Annotated in this window: 18 protein-coding genes; 7 read left to right on the forward strand and 11 right to left on the reverse strand. The window is 47.9% G+C overall.

The features are described 5' to 3' along the window. Window positions 1–2: 2 nt before the first annotated feature. The 5 genes from FXO21_RS02560 to FXO21_RS02580 all read right to left on the reverse strand — a co-directional run bounded on the left by FXO21_RS02560 (window position 3) and on the right by FXO21_RS02580 (window position 7,182). Window positions 3–3,344 (reverse strand): TonB-dependent receptor, encoded by a 3,342-nt coding sequence (locus tag FXO21_RS02560; protein ID WP_149638629.1) that lies wholly within the window; start codon window positions 3,342–3,344, stop codon window positions 3–5. 171 nt (window positions 3,345–3,515) lie between these two features. Then, on the reverse strand, window positions 3,516–4,616 hold the full coding sequence (locus FXO21_RS02565) for a FecR family protein (protein WP_149638630.1): 1,101 nt from the start codon (window positions 4,614–4,616) through the stop codon (window positions 3,516–3,518). 74 nt (window positions 4,617–4,690) lie between these two features. Then, entirely contained in the window at window positions 4,691–5,314 is a 624-nt protein-coding gene (locus FXO21_RS02570; RefSeq protein WP_149638631.1) for an RNA polymerase sigma factor, read from the reverse strand. Between the two features lie 143 nt (window positions 5,315–5,457). After that, complete coding sequence (locus FXO21_RS02575; protein ID WP_149638632.1) at window positions 5,458–6,432, reverse strand: sugar phosphate isomerase/epimerase family protein; 975 nt, start codon at window positions 6,430–6,432, stop codon at window positions 5,458–5,460. Window positions 6,433–6,579: 147 nt separating this feature from the next. Beyond that, entirely contained in the window at window positions 6,580–7,182 is a 603-nt protein-coding gene (locus FXO21_RS02580; protein WP_149638633.1) for a hypothetical protein, read from the reverse strand. 115 nt (window positions 7,183–7,297) lie between these two features. On the opposite strand from FXO21_RS02580, the gene FXO21_RS02585 reads away from it, so the two are divergent. From FXO21_RS02585 to FXO21_RS29070, 3 genes are all read left to right on the forward strand, one after another. Next, on the forward strand, window positions 7,298–8,101 hold the full coding sequence (locus FXO21_RS02585) for an SDR family NAD(P)-dependent oxidoreductase (RefSeq protein WP_149638634.1): 804 nt from the start codon (window positions 7,298–7,300) through the stop codon (window positions 8,099–8,101). 489 nt (window positions 8,102–8,590) lie between these two features. Further along, window positions 8,591–8,848, forward strand: coding sequence for an ATP-binding cassette domain-containing protein (locus FXO21_RS29065; RefSeq protein ID WP_255485742.1), 258 nt, complete (start codon window positions 8,591–8,593; stop codon window positions 8,846–8,848). After that, a complete protein-coding gene (locus tag FXO21_RS29070) occupies window positions 8,848–9,276 on the forward strand; it encodes an ATP-binding cassette domain-containing protein (RefSeq protein WP_255485744.1) in 429 nt (142 codons plus the stop codon). Before FXO21_RS29065 ends, FXO21_RS29070 begins: the two co-directional genes overlap by 1 nt. A 481-nt stretch (window positions 9,277–9,757) precedes the next feature. Here the strand turns inward: FXO21_RS29070 and FXO21_RS28910 are convergent, their stop codons facing one another. Continuing rightward, window positions 9,758–9,949, reverse strand: a complete 192-nt coding sequence (locus tag FXO21_RS28910; RefSeq protein WP_225865540.1) for a hypothetical protein — start codon at window positions 9,947–9,949, stop codon at window positions 9,758–9,760. Between the two features lie 76 nt (window positions 9,950–10,025). Here FXO21_RS28910 and FXO21_RS02600 point away from each other — a divergent pair, with 76 nt between their 5' ends. Further along, the gene (locus FXO21_RS02600) at window positions 10,026–11,534 is read left to right on the forward strand and encodes a glycosyltransferase family 39 protein (protein ID WP_149638635.1); all 1,509 of its coding nucleotides are present in this window, start codon (window positions 10,026–10,028) and stop codon (window positions 11,532–11,534) included. 112 nt (window positions 11,535–11,646) lie between these two features. Here FXO21_RS02600 and FXO21_RS28660 read toward each other — a convergent pair whose 3' ends face one another. After that, window positions 11,647–11,802 (reverse strand): hypothetical protein, encoded by a 156-nt coding sequence (locus FXO21_RS28660; RefSeq protein WP_192579150.1) that lies wholly within the window; start codon window positions 11,800–11,802, stop codon window positions 11,647–11,649. Window positions 11,803–11,868: 66 nt separating this feature from the next. On the opposite strand from FXO21_RS28660, the gene FXO21_RS02605 reads away from it, so the two are divergent. Beyond that, complete coding sequence (locus FXO21_RS02605) at window positions 11,869–12,099, forward strand: hypothetical protein (protein WP_149638636.1); 231 nt, start codon at window positions 11,869–11,871, stop codon at window positions 12,097–12,099. A 223-nt stretch (window positions 12,100–12,322) separates the two neighbouring features. On the opposite strand, the gene FXO21_RS02610 is transcribed toward FXO21_RS02605, so the two are convergent. The 4 genes from FXO21_RS02610 to FXO21_RS02625 all read right to left on the reverse strand — a co-directional run bounded on the left by FXO21_RS02610 (window position 12,323) and on the right by FXO21_RS02625 (window position 17,152). After that, window positions 12,323–13,555, reverse strand: coding sequence for a sigma-70 family RNA polymerase sigma factor (locus FXO21_RS02610; RefSeq protein ID WP_149638637.1), 1,233 nt, complete (start codon window positions 13,553–13,555; stop codon window positions 12,323–12,325). Beyond that, window positions 13,552–13,902: a YciI family protein gene (locus FXO21_RS02615; RefSeq protein WP_149638638.1), complete on the reverse strand. Its 351-nt coding sequence runs from the start codon at window positions 13,900–13,902 to the stop codon at window positions 13,552–13,554. Before FXO21_RS02615 ends, FXO21_RS02610 begins: the two co-directional genes overlap by 4 nt. A 135-nt stretch (window positions 13,903–14,037) precedes the next feature. After that, a complete protein-coding gene (locus tag FXO21_RS02620) occupies window positions 14,038–14,436 on the reverse strand; it encodes a GlcG/HbpS family heme-binding protein (protein WP_149638639.1) in 399 nt (132 codons plus the stop codon). Between the two features lie 352 nt (window positions 14,437–14,788). Beyond that, the gene (locus tag FXO21_RS02625; protein WP_149638640.1) at window positions 14,789–17,152 is read right to left on the reverse strand and encodes an ABC transporter permease; all 2,364 of its coding nucleotides are present in this window, start codon (window positions 17,150–17,152) and stop codon (window positions 14,789–14,791) included. Between the two features lie 360 nt (window positions 17,153–17,512). Here FXO21_RS02625 and FXO21_RS02630 point away from each other — a divergent pair, with 360 nt between their 5' ends. Continuing rightward, window positions 17,513–19,267, forward strand: a complete 1,755-nt coding sequence (locus FXO21_RS02630) for a PA14 domain-containing protein (RefSeq protein WP_192579151.1) — start codon at window positions 17,513–17,515, stop codon at window positions 19,265–19,267. Next, window positions 19,261–21,222: a plastocyanin/azurin family copper-binding protein gene (locus FXO21_RS02635; RefSeq protein WP_149638642.1), complete on the forward strand. Its 1,962-nt coding sequence runs from the start codon at window positions 19,261–19,263 to the stop codon at window positions 21,220–21,222. Before FXO21_RS02630 ends, FXO21_RS02635 begins: the two co-directional genes overlap by 7 nt. The last annotated feature ends 9 nt before the right edge of the window (window positions 21,223–21,231 follow it).

The following is a 21,231-nucleotide window of genomic DNA, read 5'->3' on the forward strand; positions in this document are numbered from 1 at the left end:
GACTAAAATCCGATATTTAAACCGACGGTGTAAGATTTGGCGTTTGGATAACTTGCGTAATCCAGCCCAAGGTTGCGGTTACCGTCCGTATCCCCTTCCGAAGAGTAATTCACTTCCGGATCATAACCTTTGTATTTGGTGAATGTCAGGATATTCTGGGCGCTCACGTAAACCCGCAGCTTTGTCAGACGAACCTTCTCCAATACCGGACGGGGCAGATTGTAGCCCAGCGCCAGGTTTTTCAACCTCACAAAACTTCCGTCATACACCCAGCGGGTAGAAACCCTTCTGGTACGGCCGGTCATCGCTTTCGGGATATTCGTATTGGTATTGGTTGGCGTCCAGCGGTTTAATGCATCGGTCGTCGCATTATTGATCCCCGACAGCAAATTCAGTTCCATAAGCGTATAACTCAGGAGGTCATTGCCTTGCGAAGCCTGGAAGAATGCATTCAGGTCAAAACCCTTGTAGCTGAAATCGTTATTAAGCCCCCAGGTAAATTTCGGGTGCGGATTTCCGATGATAGTCCGGTCGTCGCTGTTGAGCTGGCCGTCGGGCTCGCCGGTCAATTTTCCGTTTGCATCTTTTTTACCATTGATGTCCCTGAATTTCTCTCCGCCCGCAGCCACTTCGAAACCGCCGCCCGGGATGAAATTGTCATTTTGCTGATAAACGCCGTCATACAACCAGCCGTAGAAACTTCCTACCGGCTCGCCCTCGCGCAATATCTGTGTCTGACCAAGCCCTACCATATGTCCTGGCGCCGAGTTGTAAAAAATGTCGGTACCGTTCGGCAGTTTCAGCACTTTGTTCCGGTTCATTGAGAAATTAAGGTCCGTGCTCCATTTGAAATTTCCGTTCAGGTTGCGCGAGTTCAGCGTTACTTCAAAACCTTTGTTCTCAACAGTACCGATATTCTGTAGCTGGTCTGTGTAACCGGAATACTGAGGCAGCGGAACACTGAACAACAGATCGTTGGTCACGCGGCGATAGTAGTCGAGCACGAGGTTTAGCCGGTTGTTGAATAAACTGATATCGGTACCTACGTCAAACTGCGTGGTCGTTTCCCAGGTCAGGTCGTCGTTGGCAACGGTAGTCGGGCGAACTGCATTCACGGCCACGCCATTGATTACCGTATACACATTCGAGAACCGCGCCATGGTCTGGTAAGGCCCGATCGCCTGGTTACCCGTTAACCCATAGCTGGCACGCCATTTCCACTGACTGATCGCCCGCACGTTTTCCATAAAAGGCTCGCTCGACATTTTCCAGGCAAATGCACCCGAAGGGAACATGGCCCACTTATGGTTTTTGCTAAAATTGGATGAGCCGTCGCGGCGGATATTGGCTGTAAACAGGTAACGATCCGAAAGCGAATAGGTAACCCGGCCATAGAGCGAAGCAAGCTGCCACTCGGTCAGACCGGAAGTAGGACTTTGCCAAACCGAAGAGCCGCCCAGGTTCCAGAACGAAACCGCATCGGTAATAAACGATTGCCCTACACCCTCCCAAAATTCACTTGATGAAGTCTGGTAAGAATAGCCCGCCATCACCGACAGATCATGCTTTGTTCCGATTTTTTTGTTGTAAACCAGGTAGTTCTCGTTCAGGAGCAAAGTACTTTTTGTCCCTCTCACCGAAGCCCTGCCGCCGATATTCCGACCGTCGTTCAACGTGCTGGGCAGGTAATTGCCAGCGCGGCCGCTGTTGGTTGTGGCGCCAAGCGTTACCCTCAGTTTCAGATCGTCGAGAATGTTGTATTCCGCAAAAAGGTTACCCTGGATCCGGTCATTCAACGACTGGTTTTCGAGCTGTGTCGCGATTGCATACGGGTTATCGATCGGGTCATTCAATCTCGCCACTGTAAAACGTCCGTTCGCGTCGCGGATCGGCTGGTCGGGCTCGAACTTGAATGCAGCAGCCACTACGCCGGGGGTTAGTCCCGAAGAGCCTTCCTGCGTTTTGGACTGATCGCGGGACACCCGCTGCGCAAACATATTCAATCCGAATTTGAGTCTTTTCGACGCCTGGATATCGATGTTGCTCGTCACCGAAAACCGGTTGTATCCCGAGTTAATAATGATCCCTTTATGATCGTAAAGCGCACCGGAAACATAGTATTTCACCGCATCATTTCCACCTGCGAGCGAAAGCTGGTAATTCTGTATCCCGCCTTTTCTGAAAATCTGGTCCTGCCAGTCGGTATTCCCGCCTGCCGAAACCACATTGGGCCGCGCCTCCTGCACATAGCTCAGAAACTGGTCCGCATTGAGCAGGTTAAGCCTGTTGATCTCTTCCTGCGACGAAAACGAAGTATTGAACTCGATCCTCGGTTTACCCGAAACACCTTTTTTAGTCGTAACCATAATGACCCCATTTGCCCCGCGGGATCCATAAATCGCCGTGGCGGAAGCATCTTTCAATACTTCAATAGACGCAATATCTTCCGGAGGCGGCAGCGCGCCGCCTACAAACCCGTCGACTACATAAATCGGGTCGCTGCTGGCATTAATGGAACTGCTTCCGCGCACACGCACCTTAAAAGTAGAACCCGGCTCGCCATTGTTCGCCTGGATCTGCACCCCCGCTGCGCGGCCCTGCAATGCCTGTACAGTTCCAAGCGCTGGATAAGCTGTGATTTCCTCTGCCTTAATGGAAGATACGGAGCCGGTTACGTCGCTTTTTTTCACCGTTCCATAGCCTACCACCACCACTTCTTCCAGTGATTTGTCATCTGTTTTCAGGCTGATATTTACTTCTGTCTGATTACCGACTTTGATTTCCTGCGAGATGTAGCCGACAAAACTGAAAACGAGCGTCGCGTTGGCGTCGGGTACCTGGATTGAATAGCTGCCGTCGGTCCCCGTGGACGTTCCTACCTGTGTTCCTTTCAGCAAGATGTTCACACCGGGCAGCGGGTCAGAATTCTGTGCGTCGGTCACTTTTCCTTTCACAGTGAGATCGGCAATACCCTGCGGAGTGACTCCTGCCGGTTCGGAAACCGCTCCCGTTTCGCGGGCTTTTGCTCCGGGTTTTATAACGATATTCTTTCCCCTGACCTCAAATACTAATCCCTGAGGCGTCAAAACGGCATCTAATACCTCAGAAAGCGGCATATCCCGGGCGGATAAAGAAATCTTGCGCCCGGCCTGAATAAGCTTCGAGCTGAACACGAACCGCACGTCGGCTTGCTTTTCGATCTGCTGTAAAACCCGCGAGATCTGTTCACCGCTGGCATTCACGGTTACCTTTTTGGCCAGTAACTCCTGTGCCCTGACTTCAACCGCAGCTGCGGTACCTGCAAAGCAGACAGCCAACACTACCTGTAATAGACTTATCCTCATGAATATCAGCAATTGATGCCGGAGATAAACCGGTTTTTCCATAGTTTTGAAAGGTTTTTGTTTAGTGTTAAGACTGGCAATAAACTCCCCGCGTGCGCTTCCGGGAACGACTGGCCTGCGCAACACAGGGTGATTCCGGCCGGTGATGCTCCAACATCACCGGCCATTTCTTTACTTATCCTGGCAACCCTTTCCTTCGACAATAATCCGCCCATCTATTACTTCATATTTCGCTCCGACTGCATTGCAGACGAGGTCAAGTTTTTCATAGAGGGACAAATCGGTCAGCGTGGCGGTTACCGGGCAATCTTTCATAATATTCTCATCGAAAATGATCTCTATACCATAGGCTTTTTGCAGGGTTTTAAAAATTTCAGAAACAGGAAAGTCTTCGAATTTGAAATCCGGGGATATATGCTCCGAGGTAATAGGAACGGGATTAGGAACAAGTGTTTTAGTCATTTTCGCGGTTTCACGCGCCACAACAATACGCTGATTGGGTTCGATCACCACCCCGGAGAGCTCGTTGCCGGCCGGGAGATTTTGTATTTGCGCAGATTCAGCAGTAAATACGGCCACCCGCCCGGTCTTGACCTCCACGGAAACATCTTTTTCATCCGAAAAAGACCTTACGTGAAAACTGGTACCGAGCACTTTCGTGACAATTTCATCGGCATACACATAAAAGGGACGGTTGGCCTGCCTGGTAATATCAAAAAATGCACTGCCCGAAAGGATCACTTCTCTCTTACCTGCGGCAAATTGATCCGGAAAACTGAGCTTACTTCCGGGATCAAGCAGTACGGAGCTGCTGTCGGGTAACTGAATGCGCATTACCTTGTCCGTCACATTCTGCACTTCTCTCAGTTCTGTTTCGGCTGCTGAGACGAGCTGCTCGTAACGCACCGGTCTTTTATCGTATTTATTAAATAACCAGGCGATTCCCATCACTAAAATAACCGAGCAGGCGGCCAACAGCCAGCGTGACCCTGAGAACACAGCGCCGGTAGCTGCCTTATCCAGCCGCTCATCAAACTGGTCCATGATCCTCGAAACTGCCCTCTCCTTTTCGAGGGGCGGAAGCTTTACGGAACCCGGCCCTAATGCCAGGACGAGTTCGCGGGCTTGAAAAACCGTTTCGGCTTTTGTGGGATTTTCGCGGAGCCAGGTTTCCCATTTGGTCTGATCTTCCCGTGTGGGCCGCAGTACCCAGTTACGGAATGCATCGTCCCAAACGAAATCTTCAACCGAGAAAGACAGGTAACTATCCATGTTTCATGCGTATCTTTTCAAATACCATTAGACATTACCCGGAATCCGATACTGTATTATTCGGACTTTTTTTATTAAAAAATTATTTTGTCTGAAAACAGACCGGGCAGGATGAGGGAAATAATCGGCTTCCACTGGGTTTTGAGCCATTTGAAAGCGGTCTGAAGCAAATTGGATACGGACTGGGGGCGGATTTCCATCATATAAGCGATTTCATCCCTTTCCAGATTCTCGAAAAAGCGCAGGTACACGACTTCTTTTTGTCTTTTGGGCAACCCGTTCATCAGCGAAGCCATCTGATCGCCGATACTTCTGGTATACTCGGATTGGATCAGGCAATCCTCTGCACTAAACTCGACGTCGAAATCGGCCGACTCCATCACCGGATCGCCGGACAAAAGCCAGCGCTGACGGTTTCCGAGCCTGTTCAGCCGCCTGCGAAGGGATGCGAGCAGATAGGCTTTGGGGGGAATATCCTGATTTAAAACATGCCTTTTTTCGAGTATTTCAAGAAATACATCCTGGATCGCATCTTTCACCAGCTCCGTATCCTTGTTGAACTTATGACCATATTGAAACATCAGGTCGTAGGTTGTTTCGAGCAGTTGTTGAAAGGAACTCCTGTCTCCCGCCAGCGCCAGGTACCAGAGGTGCGCGACCTCATCTTCCTCGATGGCGTTAAGGGAAAAAGTTTTCATTTCAGGATCGTAGTGTCTTCCTGTTCAAAGACAAAAAACCCTGAAATGTACCCTTATTTTCTTCCTGCTTTTCGATTGAGAATACATAAAATGGCCTGCCGCATTGATTACACGCGGCAGGCCATACGGAAGTTTCGGGTTTGTCAGGCGGTGAAAGTAAATGCTTTTCTCAGCAGTTCCAGACTTTTTGGAACAGATGTTTTGGGGTCTTCCTTCCCTTCCATTTCGAGCGAAACAAAACCTTTATAATTCGCTTTTTCGAAAATTTTCCCGATCCTGGTATAATCCATTTCCTTATCATAAAATGTACCGCCGCCGAAATAGGTTTTAGCCTGTACGATCGTGGCGTAGGGAGCTAGCTTTTCCAGGCCTGCATAAGGCTCACCGACAAAATTGCCCGTGTCCACATTCAGTCCCATAGAAGGCGAGCTTTTCAAGGCATTATACATTCTCAGCAGGTAGTCGATATTGGATGATAATCCCCAGTGATTTTCCAGTGCAAGTACAATACCTTCTTTTTCAGCATATTGAAGACACTCCCCCATTCCGTCAATCGTCCATTTGATACCGTCCTCATCCGTATATCCTTCAATCGGTGGTTCTACGCCGTGGGTATAATAGTCTGTCTGTCTCTTATTTTTGACCGTCCCCCAGGAGCCGGTATTCATCCGCACGCAGGGAATACCCATTTGCGACGCCATATTGATGCATTTGTAGGTATGCTCAATATCCGCCTTGCGTTTGGCGACATCTGGCTGCAAAAAGTTCTGGTGAATTGAGAGTAGCGGCAGCGCCATGCCGTTGTCAAAGGCAATGCGCTTCAATTTATTCTGATAGACGACCGTATCTTCTTCCATGGACCGGTGCAGGATCTCCACCCCGTCAAACCCAAGGCGGGCTGCGTCTTCGATCACGTTTTTAATTGGATACTTCGGACCTGACAGTGGCCAGTAGGAATAGGTCGAAACGGCAATCGGCAGGCGTCGCGTTACTGCAGGCTTTACTGCGGCAGTTACTTCTGCCAGCGATCCGGTAAGCAGCGCGGAACCGAGCACAGCCGATTTTTTCAGCCAGTCCCGTCTTGAACCCGCACTTTCTGATGCGTCAAAATCTTTCATAGTAGATGGTAAAAGGTTAGTAAATGGAATAGCCCTGCGTATGGGCATGTATGGAAATCAGCTTAATATACAAAGCAAATTTTCAAAGACACTACCCCGTGCTAAGCTTGCCTTTTTTTTACAAAAACCCCTTCACCAAATCCCATTTCATTTAATAAGCCCTTCTGCGAAAGCCTGCCACTGGATTTTGGAAAAAATTTCCTTCCCGAAAAATCCTGTGACAGCATTCCGGATCTTATCGATGAAATTTTCCGCTTCCTCATTTTCTTCCAGATTGCGGTCGTAAATGCCGGCTGTAACCGTTTGGAATTCTCTTGTAATCGTGAATGTGCTGGTCGATTTTTCAGAGTAAAAATGCGCCGGAGCCTGTTCATCGGAGGTAGGCGCAGCCACCGGCCGCACACGGATAGCGAGGCTTTGCACATCCTGCGTTTCAAAATTTTTAACCTGCTCTATCCTTACCCAGTCGAATCCTTCCGCGGCCCTGGTGCCGGGGCCGGGTACATCAATCCGGATCAGCAAGCCTTTTTCCGCCATTTGCGTCACAGGGTTTCCGGCTGCGTCCATTAATGCAAAATTTCCGGCGCCTCCCAGGTTGCCCCAGCTGTTCACGTCCAGCAGCCTTTCCTTTGCAACGCGGTAAAGCGCGGCGGCTTGTTCGGCCGAAACGAAATCCCTTTTGCTTTCTGCATTGACGACAGCTCCTTCCTCATTTTCGGGAACCGCGCCGGTGTAGTTTTTCTCGTCCATTATTTCCGTTCTTTTATTGTAGAGTTGGCCGGACACAAAAAGAAATATGCCAGCGCCAGGTGGCACGGTTTTTAACTCTACACGCATTCTAAATCAACAAACAACACGGAAGATCATGGAAAATACAGGAAAATATGCCCTGATAACGGGCGCGACAAGTGGGATCGGATTGGAATTGGCCAAACTGTTTGCAAAAGACGGGTATAACCTCGTGATCACGGCAAGGGATGAAACCGAGTTGCATGAAACCGCCGGGTTGCTGGAACAGAATGGCATTTCGGTCGTCACGATCGCGAAAGATCTGTTTGACCGTGAGCAGGCATTTTCACTATACGCCGAAGTGAAGCAGCGCGACATTGAAATTGACGTGCTGGTCAACAATGCAGGACAGGGAGTTTACGGAAAGTTTGATCAGACTGATATCGATCGCGAATTACAGATCATCGACCTCAACATCAGCTCACTGGTCATCCTGACCAAATGCTTCCTGACAGACATGGTAGCCAGAAACTCTGGCAAAATTTTAAACCTGGCATCCATCGCAAGCAAGGTACCCGGCCCGTGGCAGGCTGTTTACCATGGTACCAAAGCATTCGTCCTATCCTTTTCGGAGGCCGTCAGGGAAGAAGTGAAAGATACCGGGATTACCGTGACCGCATTGATGCCCGGCGTAACCGATACTGACTTTTTCAATAAGGCAGATATGCAGGACAGCAAGGCCGTGCAGGACGAAAGCGCCAAAGCTGACCCGGCCGACGTGGCTCTGGATGGTTATAAGGCTTTAATGGCCGGCGACGATAAAGTTATTTCGGGGTTGAAAAACAAACTGCAAATGGCCATGTCGGCTGTGACGCCCGACAGTATTGCTGCGAAGCAAATGAACGAGCAGCAAAAGCCAGTCGATAAAGACGATATTTAACAAAATGAAAAGCGAGGCCGGTTCAGAAGATCGGCCTCATTTTTTGTTCGTGCTTTATCAGCAAAACAGGTGTGTGTGTATTACGCAACTGCCGCGTATCTGACACATTTTCTAAGAAAAAATCACCATAAGATCCTTAGTTAAAATCAGTTAAATTTTCATCATTGATAATTAAGTCGACTACCTTCCCGAAAAGACAGATATGCGACGACTGAATATCCTATTGATTTTGTATAAACAACTATGGCCTATAACCACAGCCACCTCCCTGCTTATGTGGGTACTGGCTGGTTACCCATCCCTCTCATCAGATAAGTTCGCTGCTTTCGTTGTGACCTTTATGTGGCTTCGGAGTTTCTGCCAATTGCTGATCTGGTATCTTTTTCGGTCATTCAATCCAAAAGGCTTTGTCTTTTACCATCATTTTGGATTATCGGAGATTCAGCTTGCGTTTGCGGTATACCTGCTAGATCTTTTAACTTTTGCACTATGGATCCTTTTAACAAGTCTGATCGCGATGTGACGATTTTGGAAGTTGATAGTATTTTGCTCGAGTACAAGCATCGTAAAATTCTTCAAAATATTTATTTGCGAGTCCAAAAGGGAGAAATTATCGGTCTCCTGGGCAGAAACGGAAGTGGCAAATCGAGTTTGCTAGAAGTGATATATGGCATTCGAGCCGCACAAAATTGCTCCGTCAGAGTAGATAATAACTTCATAAGCAACGCTACCGCCACAAGGATTTGATGGCCTATTTGCCGCAGAAACCGTTTGTTCCCGGCCATTTAGAAGTCAAGAAAGCATTCATGCTTTATAAATCTCAGATCTGCGAAGCGCTCAACTATTTTCCTGAGGTTGAGCAATTGCTGTCTCTTCGTTTTGACCAGTTATCTGGTGGTCAGCAGCGTTTGATCGAAACTATAATGGTTATTTCATCTCCTTCATCATTTATTATTTTGGATGAGCCTTTTTCAAATGTTATGCCCCTCCATATTGAAACAGTCAAAGCTTGGCTTTCGGTACTAAAAAGGAGTAAAGGTATTCTGGTAACAGATCACTATTATCGAGATGTACTAACCATTAGCGATTATATTTATTTACTAAACATGGACGGGCGAACCATTAAATTAACAGAGCCAATCAAGCAATTGAAAGACTTTGGTTATACAAATTAGGATTTGCCGAAACCATGCCATAAAGTTTTCATCTGGTTTGTGAGTCATGCATGGTTAAAGTTTTGCGACAGCAGCTACCCGTTTTGCCCTTGCTTCGTAGCCAGGGTTTTAGCAGTTTCGTGATATTCGGCATGACGATCCAGGTTAATATCCCCACCATGCAGGTAGCGATTATCAATGCCAGTAGTACGGGGGTAGATCTTTTATCAAGAGCCCGACGGTGAATTGCAGAAATAAACTCATGGGAAAAACGCCGCACAAAGTCGCAACTGCCATTTTCCAGCGCCGCGGTGGAACAGGTGCCCGGAACCATGCTTCCAGACCGGTAAGCTGCCGGTAATTCAGCGATTCAGTCAATGTAGACGCGAAAGCTTCCCAATCACTGAAAAGTTGTGAATTGTAAAATGCGTCGCGTTCGGCCTCATCTTAAAGGTTCGGAGAATACCAATTTCCCGGCTGTCGTCGCGCGGCAGCGTCGTAATCATTCCTGCACCTTCACGCCCCTGTGCAAAAAAGATTCTCCCAGAAACCGGCGAAGTGCCTCTTTGAATTCCTCTTGTTTTCCCGGAAGAACTCTCCGCGCAATGGCGACGTGTACAGGCATCGTATCTTGCTTTTCTGTCAGATTGAGTTTAGAACCACAATATAACAAGGCAGAATATTCTTCTTCCAAAAATTAGTTTATTGGGCCGACACTGCTTTAACTTTAAAAATCTGCACAAAACAAGCAGATTTAACACTCCGAATTTATGACGAAAGCGAATGCTCTACTATGTGGTTTCATCGTTCTAAAATTTGCACTTCAATATTTATTGATCATCCCTGAATACGATCTGCATCGCGATGAATACCTGCATCTGGATCAGGCAAATCATCTCGCCTGGGGTTATCTTTCGGTCCCACCAGTCACTTCCTGGATCGCTACCCTGATCAAGTGGCTTGGAAATGGCGTTTTCTGGGTACGTTTCTTTCCCGCGCTATGCGGTGTATTGACCATGCTGGTGGTTTGGAAAACAGTCGAGACCTTAAAAGGCAGTTTATACGCCTGCGCCCTCGCCGCTACCTGTACATTATTTTCTGCTCTGATGCGATTGAATCAGCTTTTCCAGCCAAATTCAGTCGACGTGCTGTGTTGGACAACGCTCTATTTCATTCTGATCAAATACATTCAGTCGGGAAAATCGAAGTGGCTGTACCTGTTCGCGGTCATTTTTGCTTTTGGATTTTTAAATAAATACAATGTTGCTTTCCTGATTGTAGGGTTACTTCCTTCCATTTTACTAACCAAACACCGCCAGCTTTTAGTTACCCGTCCATTCCTCGTTGCCGTGTTAATTGGTTTGATATTGATCTCGCCGAATCTGCTCTGGCAATACCAAAACGACTTCCCCGTATTTCACCATATGAAAGAACTGGCCGAAACGCAACTTGTCAATATGAGCCGGGCCGACTTTTTCAAAGAGCAATTTTTATACTTCGTCGGCGCTATGATCGTGCTAATTCCGGGATGGTACGCATTGCTGGTCTACAAACCATTTGAGGCATATCGTCTCTTCTTTTTTTCGATCGTCTTTACGTTGTCGGTGTTCGTTTTTCTGAGGGCGAAAGGATACTACGCGATCGGTATTTATCCGGTCTATATTGCATTTGGGGCTGTTTTTGTTTCAGTTAAATTAAAACCGGTTTGGCTGCGTGCTGCATTTATCATTATCCCGGTGACGATCTTTATTCCCGTCGCAATGGTAGCCTTTCCCAATCAAACTCCCGAGCAGATCGTCAAAAATGCAAAGCGTTTCAAAAATGCCGGATTACTGCGTTGGGAGGACGGGAAAGACCACGAAATTCCGCAGGATTTTGCAGATATGATTGGCTGGAAAGAGCTGGCCGAAAAGGTCGACGCCGCCTACGCCAGCTCGCCCGATCCCGGCAATACACTGGTTCTCTGTGATAATTACGGACAGGCAGGCGCCATTAATTACTATACGAAAAAAGGAATCGACGCGGTGACTTTCAATGCAGATTATGTAAACTGGTTTGACCTCAGTAAGAGATATAAGCACGTGGTCAGGGTCAAAAATGCGTGGGAAAGGGAGGCGGAGATAGAAGAAACGTCGCCTCTTTTCACACAAGCGATTATCACGGACTCTATTACCAACCGGTATGCAAGAGAACGCGGCGCCACAATCTTTTTGTTTCTGGATGCCAAAGTCGATATCAACGGCAGGCTGGCAAAAGAAATCGAAGAAAGTCGCTGGTAAAAAAAGCAAAGTCATCGCGCTTCAGCGCGAATGAAATCCCTCAATTGCCCCGGGCTTCAGCCCGAAATAAAATCCCTCAATTGCCCCGGGCTTCAGCCCGGGGATTCAAAGATTATTTGAAATTGTTTCTTTTTGTTAAAAGGGAAAGTGGCCAGAATGCGGCGGTTACAATCGCCCGGGTCCAATCCGGCTTTTCCGGATTAGCTCTCACAGCTTTTACACAATACCAGATCAACAAAATGCCTGCTAGAATCAGCGCCACTGCCATGGGATTTCATTTTAAGATTTTTGGAAAGATATTTGTATACAAAGCGTACCACTAATATAACAAATCGTGCCACAACGACAGCTCACCGGCCTCCAAAAGCGAGCCTCCAAATACATCGACAAAGCGATCAGCTATAAAGTCCGCCCGGGCGAGGTCATAGAAGGCTACTTCTCAGGCTTCGATGAAAAAAACATCGACCGCGCTGTAATACAGATGTCTAATGCTGCGGATACAACAACGCTGCCGCTGATGACGGTTGTGAATTATTTTGAGGGGGTTGAGGATGAGGAGGTTTGAAGGGAAACCCCAATAGGTCTCGTAAGCTCGAACATCTGTAAGCCGAGCGCACTCTCAATTTTACCAATTGATTTCCAAAACTTCAGCTTCCTCCAGTGCCTGGATAGAAAACAGAGAGGTTTGTTGATGCAGCATAGCAGAATATGCTGCAAGTCACCCTGTTCGCTTTCAGGAATACTCATGTCGGTGAGTAAATACTGTATTTGCTTCGGTTCATTCATTCTTAGTGCTTAATTCTCATCAATATACCTATTTCCTTTTCGATAAACCGTCTTTCGAAAGCATTGACCGGGCAGGAAAGTGCTTTTTTGTAGCTTGCCAAAGCATGTTCAGTATCATTCCTATCCGCATGCATTTTTGCCCAGAAACAATGGAGCAAATGGTAGTTACGAAAAAACCGGTTCGCATGCAGCAGACTTAAAATTTCAATTGCAGCGGCTTCATTTCCGCCAAAATACAGAGCAGCGGCTTGTCCTATTTTTGTGAACGGCGACGAATTAAATGCCACAAGTTTCTCGTAAAGCGACGCGATACCCTGCCAGTCGGTTTCCTGAAACCTACCCGCGTGCATATGTTTGTAAGCTATCGCCGCTTCGAGCTGCCACGCGCTGGCGACGGAAGATTCCTTTTGAGAAAGCAACAGGTAATGATTGGCCACGACGATCATTTCCCGGTTCCAGCGCCTGCGGTCCTGCCCGGCAAGTGCAGTCAGTTCGTCGAGCTGGTCAGTTCTCGATTCCGCCCTTGCCAGATTGTATAACAACAACGCATACAATGCTTTAACCTCTCCATTGGCTACAATATTCATCTTCATCATTTCCTGTAAAAGACTCAATGTATCTTCGCAAAGCTGCTCGTCGGTGAGCGTGCCCTTCTCGGAAAGCTGGTACCCTGCCGTAAACATCACATACAGTACTTTGAGCGCCATTCTTATCTTTTGTTCATCAGGGTTACCTACTGATTCCGCTACCATAAAATCACTGCGTGATTGTTCCACACGCCAGCGATAAAGCGTTTTTGAAATGGTATCCTCCCCGGAAGCAAGCAGTGCCGCAATATGTTTTGTTTTTAAACCGCAGACATATTTCAATACCACCACCAGCTGCACCCTGGGCGGATAGGCAGGCTGTAAACAGGAAAAAAGCACGCGCAGCAGATCGCGGTCGCTGGTCAGCAACTGATCGGCAGCAATTTGATCAACTGCCGGATATTGCTTGCGCTTTTCTTTTTTTAAATGATTATAGGCAAGGTTTCTGATCGTTGCAAAAAGCCACGCGTCGGGTTGTTCAGGTACAGCATCGCGCCATTTATCCACCGCGATTGCGAACGCCTCCTGCACAATATCCTCCGAAACAGAGAGCTCTTCAATACCGGTATGATACATCAACACCGCGACCATTTTACCAAAAAGGCTGCGGTGAAGCTCAGAAAGCAAATTGGCAATGTCCGCGGTCACGGTTCCTGGTGTATTTCCATAATCGGACGTACCTCAATGCTGATTTTATCCTGAATAATATGCGGGCACTGTGCGGCAATTGCTGCGGCTTGCTGCAGACTTTCAGCCTGGATCATCAGATAACCACTTATCCCTTCCTTGGCGTCCATCAGCAGCCCGTCGGTTTCGACCTGCTTTCCAACCATCCTGTATTCATTTTCAAGCGGCTCGCCGGCTATGAAAGTATCGAACCGGACCAGTTCTTCGACCCAGCTGTTCATTTCGGCGATATCTTGCTGTATTTCTTCCTCCGACATTTGCGAAAGCCGGGTAATGTCCTCACGGATAAGCAATAGAAACTTTTTCATACTTTGGATTTTATGATATAGTATATCACCGACGCTTTTTCCGGACAAGTTTCAGAAATAAATTTTACTACCACCGCTAAAATAACGGATTGGGGTTTAAAAATCCCGGCCGCAGTGGCGGGCCGGGACATTCATTTATAGCGAAGCCGCGCCTGCCGCCGCCACTTCGTGATCATCGTCCACCGTACTTCCGCTCACACCTATTGCGCCGATAATCTCCCCGCCGGAATTTTTTATAACCACACCGCCCGGAAAGGTGATGAGCCCTCCATTGGAATGCTCAATGTTAAACAGCGGCTGGCCAGGCTGTACCAGCGGGCTCAGCTCGGCGGTGTCCATAGTGAACCAGACAGCCGTTTTTGCTTTTTTCAAAGCAATATCAACCGACCCCAGCCAGGCACCGTCCATTCGTGCGAAAGCCACCATATTGGCCCCGGTATCAACCACACAAATATTCATTTTTGTGTTAATCTCCGCAGCTTTTGCTTTTGCAGATGCAATGATAGCTTCCGCCTGCTCCAATTTAATGTTCATGATCTTCCCGGTTTAAATGTTTAGATAAATCGATTATCTCCCTGCAATCTATTGATTACAAGGATTAAAAACAGTTATCGTAAAAAGACCATACCTTAATCACAAAGCGCCTGATACGTCAATGGGTAAAGACCCGTCGAATTCAATTTCCTTAGTAATGTCAAAAGGCTATTTTACTGTAAATAATCAGATCACCGACATTTCACATTCTCACCAAACGGCGCATGCGACTACATCAATACAAAAACTACGATTGAATGACGGGTGATACCGGCCAGGGCACGGCAAGTTTCCGCTCTCACGAACGCAGCCACATCGCAAAAGTGGAAAGCAAACCTGAGATCTGCGTTTGTTATTCGCTTCGCAGACTTTTCACCGGATCCATCAATGCTGCCCGGATGCTCTGGTAGCTGATGGTAATTAGGGCCACCGCAAGTGCCATTCCGCCCGCAGCAGCAAACATCCACCAGGAAATGCTGATTTTGTAAGCAAAATCCTGTAACCAGCTGTTCATGCCGTACCAGGCGATTGGTATTGCGATCACGATAGCGATCAGAATAAGCCGGATAAAATCTTTCGCAAGAAGGCTGACAATAGCAGGCACGCTCGATCCCAGCACTTTTCGGACTCCGATCTCGCGGGTGCGAACTTGCGCAGTGTATGCTGCCAAACCGAACAGTCCGAGACAGGATATTATAATTGCAATACCGGCAAAAAGATTAAATAAGGTGCCGCTCTGCTGTTCGGATCTGTACAGATCATTAAATGCCTGGTCTAAAAAGGTATACGAAAACTCAAAATCTCCATTGTACTTTTTCCACGAACGTTCCGCAGCTGCAATAGCTTTCTCTGCGTCATTGCCGGTTGTTTTAATGTAAATCTGGTTGGCATGATCCGCATTGTAATAAAATACAGCCGGGTCGATACTTTTTCTCATTGAAGTAGTGTGAAAATCTTTCACTACGCCGATGATCGTACCTTCCAGGTCCCATATCTTAAACCGTTTTCCAATCGGGTCTTTCATCCGGCTGGCTCTAACGGCGGTTTCATTCAATATAAAATGGGTAGAATCAGATACAGAACCCGTAAACCCCTGCCCTTCAACCAGCTGCATTTTAAAGAATGACAAAAAATCCTTCTCGATCGCCATCGGGCGGATCATCATCGTTTCCCCCTTTTCCTTTCCGTCCCAGTCGCTACTGCCCGTCTGACTGCCGATCCGGACAATATTACTACCTGCCCGGGTCACGGCCGTAATGCCCGGCTGATTGAGCAGATCCGCTTTCACTGCCTCGAAATGCTCACCCATACTTCGCATATTGAAGGATAACACGTGGTTTTTATCGTATCCCAATGCTTTGGAATGAATGTAGTCAAGCTGGGTACTGATCACAAAGGTGCCTATAATCAGGATCACGGATACCGCGAACTGCGTAACTACAAGCACTTTACGCATTGCGACATCGCTGATCTTAGCCGAAGCTTTGCCTTTGAAAGCCCTGAGCGGCTCGAAAGACGACAGAAGAATCGCCGGGTAAATGCTCGAAACGGTCAGTGTCCCCATAAGTGTAAGCCCGATTACCTTCCAGATTTGAATATTGGTAAAATCAAAAACGAGCTGTTTGCCGGATAGCTGGTTGTAAAGTGGCAGCAAAGAATAAATAAGCACCACCGCGACCGTTGATGCAATTACAAAAACGAGTGCTGTTTCAATAATGAATTGCAGAAAGAGCTGCTTCCGCGCCGCGCCGACGATTTTGCGCATACTTACTTCCTTCGATCGCAGCATCGAGCGGGCAGTTGAAAGATTAATGTAATTAATACAGGCAATTCCCAGGATAAGCAACGCGATCACGACAAACATCCGCACGGTTTCAATACCCCCATTCGATCCATCGGCCTGATAAAGATGTTTTTTCGTAAGCGGGTGCAACAGGTAAGTCAGGTCGGTGTCGTCCGGTTTGTTGCGTAAATGAATATCGCGGAGCTTATCCGCCAGGCCCGCTACTATCGTGCCGGGTTGCAGTAAAAAATAGGTACTGTAATTGAACTCGTGGAAGTCATTGTTCTCATTCCGCCCCTGACCGCTGCCGTATCTATTGCGGAACAGTTTTCCGATCGGCAGAAAAAGATCGCCCTGAATTGTTGAGTTTTTCGGAAAATCCTTCACCACGCCGCTCACTGTGAAGCTGACCCGATCATTTGCATTCAAAATCTTACCAATCGGATCCTCATTTCCAAAGTATTTTTTCGCCGTGGTCTCGGTTAGCACAATGGTATTGTCATCGGTAAAAGGGCGGCCTTCATCCCCTTTGACCAGCTTGAAATCGAATACCGAAAACAGCGACGGATCCGCGAAAAGTGAATTCGTCTCGTTGAAAACCTTGTCTTTATACCTGAATAAAGTATAGGAGTCATTGTACGACAGCCGCACCGCGCCTTTGATCTCCGGCAGCTCATTTTTTCCCTGTGTGGCAATGGGCGCGACTGTCGTAGTCCAGATCTGCTTGCTGGATCCCGTCCCTACCAGATTTTCGAGTTTATAGATATGGTCGGCTTGCTTGTGGAACCGGTCAAAACTCAGTTCATCCTGCACCCAGAGCAGGATCAGTATACCGACACTCAGCCCGAGTGTAAGCCCCGTACCATTGATAAGCGAATAGAATTTGCTCTTTAACAGGTTGCGCCAGGCGATTTTGAAGTAGTTGCTGATCATGAGCTGATTAATATTAGAATTGAAGGAAAAATCCCTGCGAAGATTCAATTTATATAAGCCCAAAAAAGCATGTGCCATGAAAGCAGAATGCTGTGCACCGCTCATAATCAGTTGAATAGAGAATGAAGCATCCTGTCGCTTTGTCCGGTATCGAACAAATCACGTTCGGCTATGGACGAGGCAAAATTTGACTGACTGAACCATGTATATCAATTTCACAACATAAGCCCGAAGACTTAAACCAAAAACGAAAATATTAGTAAATAAAAGAAAGTAATAATCACATTTTAATACAAAAATCATTAAAATTGCAATACTATTTCCTGAATTACGACTATGCTGGTAAGGATTAAATCAATCTTGAAATTTTCAAAAGCACTGCTGACGATTTGGCTATTGCTGTTTCATGCAGCTGCAAATGCGCAAACGATTGGTCTTCCGGCAACCGACATACCGCTGGCCGATCTCAGTAGTTTTCAGAAAATCAATGGAACCGGCTGGCACATTGCGGGAAACCTTATTGCCAGGCGGAATGAGGCCGGGAACCTTAAATCTCAACCCGGGCAGGGCATTTTGATTTACCAGCCCGAAAACAAATTGCCTTCTGAATTGCTATCCAATGTAATACACGGAGATATCGACCTGGAAATGGACTTCCTGCTTTCGAAAGGGGCTGCTTTTGAGATTGTGTTTCAAAATAAATATCCGGTGAAAATTCAGGATTCGTGGCTCAAAAAGGAAGGTCCGGCTCACAAGGCACCGGGCTTGTGGCAGCACATCGCGATCCATTTCAGGGCCGCAAAATTCGACGCATCCGGCAAGAAAATCAGTGATGCCAGGTTTGAGCGCATATTGCTGAATGGTCAGCCGGTGCAGCTGCCTAAGCTTTCGTCCACACAATCAGTCGATGCTGCATTTGCGATCAAAGGCTCCGATAAAGCATTTGCAATCAAAAAATTACAGTACAAGACGTATGCGAATAACCGGATCAGCGTGTCGGGAATGACTTTCAAAGTATACCCCGGTTTACACAAAAACCCCGACACCCTTGCCAGCCTGAAACCCCGGCGCACGGGCAGTACCGATACCATTTCACACCGCGTCGGCGACCGTAAGTCGCAGCTGGTCATCGACGGAACAATCGATATCCCTGCCGAGGGCACATATCTTTTCAAGCTGACAGCCGGAGGCGGCGCCTGGTTATTTATTGACGGCAAACTGGTGATCAGCAATCGCGGCTCGCGGGATTTTGAGAAGGCATTTTACAATGAAGCTGCATTAAAAAAGGGTAAGTTTCCATTCAGGATCGTCTATTCCAATTCGGATGAATGCCTCGTACTGCATTACGAAGGCCCGCAGATTCCATGGCAGTCGCTGACCACGCCAGCTTCTGTAAGGCTGAGTGAACGTTTTGATCCGCTGGAATATCAAGTGAGCAGCAAACCTGCTATGCAGCGCGGATTTATGATGCATCAAAATAAAGTAAATCCATACGTAGCCGCGATTGCACTGCCAGCTCGTATCGCTGAAAAACCCGTCCCCGGCAACAACTACGCCTTCGACCTGCGCAAGTACAATCTCCTCGCTGCCTGGCACGGGAAGTTCATCGACGTTTCCAATATGTGGACGGAAAGGGGTGAAAAGCAGCTGGAAATACCGCTGGGAGCAAAAATGGAATTTTCAGGAAAGCCGCTTGTTGCCATACTGGCCAACGCAAACGATACCTGGCCGGATTCTGTGGCCACGACCGACGGCGTTTACGCAGACAGAGGTTACCGGTTGGACAAAGCAGGTATTCCCGCCTATTTCTACACATTAAAAGGAAACAAGGTCCAGGATGTGCTCACTAATCTGCCGGGAAACGACGGCCTGGCCAGAAAGCTCACGATCAGCAACAGCAGCAGCAAACTATATGTGCTCCTCGCCGAGGGGACAAAGATCGAGCAGCTGGAAAGCGGCAGCTACGCGATCGACGACAAAAATTATTACCTCGAAAAACTCAGTTGCGGCGATATCAAGCCGCTTGTGAGGAAAGATAAAAATGTGGAACAACTCATTCTGGAGTTGCCGAAAACAGATCAGTCAGTTCAAATCAGTTATCAGATCGTATGGTAGTGCAGTGGAATGTTGTATTGACGCTCGTCGCTTTATTTTTTGCGACAAATGCAGCGGCGCAAGATGCTGCTAACCAGGCAGAAAGCCCGTTTTACAAAATCTCAACTATCCCTATTCCCGACAGCGTGAAGCTGGAAGTGGGCGGACTGGCTTTTAACGAAAAAGACCAGCTCGGGGTAGCCACACGCAGGGGCGAGATTTGGGTGATCGATGATCCTTATCAAAAGAAAAGCAAAAAGCCCCGGTATTCCCTCTTCGCAAACGGATTGCACGAGCCGCTTTGGCTCGCGTATAAAAACGGTGCTTATTATACGACGCAAAGATCAGAGCTGACTAAAATTTCAGACAGCGACCGCGACGGGCAGGCTGATTTATACAAAACCGTCTATTCCTGGCCGATTTCCGGCAATTACCACGAGTATTCGTACGGACCTTTACTATTGCCCAATGGAGATATGCTGGTGACGCTCAACCTTTCCTGGGTTGGCCGGGGCGAAAGTCTGACCAAGTGGCGCGGCTGGATGTTGAAGATCAAGGAAAATGGCGAAATGACGCCTTTCGCCACGGGAATGCGTTCGCCCGCCGCATTCGGGCTGGATGCAAACGGAGAAATATTTTTTGCCGAAAATCAGGGCGACTGGATCGGCTCGGGCAGGATCACGCATTTGAAACAGGGAGATTTTGCAGGTCACCCGGCGGGTTTGAAATGGTCAGCGGAACCGGGTTCGCCCATCCAGCTCAAAAGGTCTGATTTCAAGGATTCCATTGGCATTCTCTACGACTATGCCAAAGGGAAACCCAATTTTAAAGTACCGACGATCTGGTTTCCGCACACGGTCATGGGCATTTCCACCGCTGCGATACTGTCTATCAACTCAGATCAGTTCGGCCCTTTCAAGGGGCAACTATTGGTTGGCGACCAGGGACATAGCAAAATTATGCGGGCGTTCCTGGAAAAAGTAAACGGCGTATACCAGGGAGCGTGCTTTCCGTTTCGGGAAGGGTTTTCATCGGGGATATTGCGCATGGCCTGGGGAAGCGATCAGTCGCTTTTTGTGGGCATGACCAGTCGCGGCTGGGCTGCCACGGGCAAGGAACCTTACGGCTTGCAACGACTCACCTGGACGGGTAAAATGCCGATGGAAATTGCTGCGATGCGGATCACAAAGACCGGCTTTGAACTCGAATTCACCAAGCCTGTCAAACGCGATATCGCCGCCCGGCCAGACCAATATCAAATGACTGGATTTACTTATAGTTACCACAAAAAATACGGCAGCCCGGTCATCAACCAGGCAGCCTGCAAGGTTACAAAAGCCGATGTTTCGGAAGACGGACTGAAGGTAAAGCTAACAGTTGCCGGGCTGCGCGAAGGGTATATTCATGAATTAAAAATAAATGGAGTTACTTCTGCGGAAGGTGACGCGATTTTGCACCCGCAGGCTTATTACACGATCAATGCGTTCCCAGAAGGCACCGCGCACCAACACCACCATATGGCGGAAACGGACACGAACAAGGAGGCAGCCGGCTGCGGAAACGACCCTTCCAAATCGGTGAGCGAGCAACCTGCCAGCTGGAACGGCGGGCCGGACATTACGATTGCAATGGCCACCAAACCAGGGCTAAAATTTGATAAGGAGCTACTTGAAGTAACAGCCGGCAGCAAAGTGAAGCTGACCTTCAATAACAATGACGATATGCTTCATAATCTGGTGATTACCCAGCCCGGAAAGGGGGACGAAGTAGGGCAAAAAGCCATGGATATGGGACTTACCGGGACCAATGCAGGTTACATCCCAGAGACGCCCGATGTACTATTTCACACCTGCCTGATCCAGCCGGAAGCCTCCCAAAGCGTTTATTTCACAGCGCCCAAGCCGGGCGATTACCCTTTTATTTGCAGCTTTCCAGGGCATTCATTTGTAATGAAAGGAATACTGAGAGTACGGTAAACTGACGAT

The sequence above is a fragment of the Dyadobacter sp. UC 10 genome, assembly GCF_008369915.1.
In the GTDB taxonomy this organism is placed as follows: Bacteria; Bacteroidota; Bacteroidia; order Cytophagales; family Spirosomataceae; genus Dyadobacter.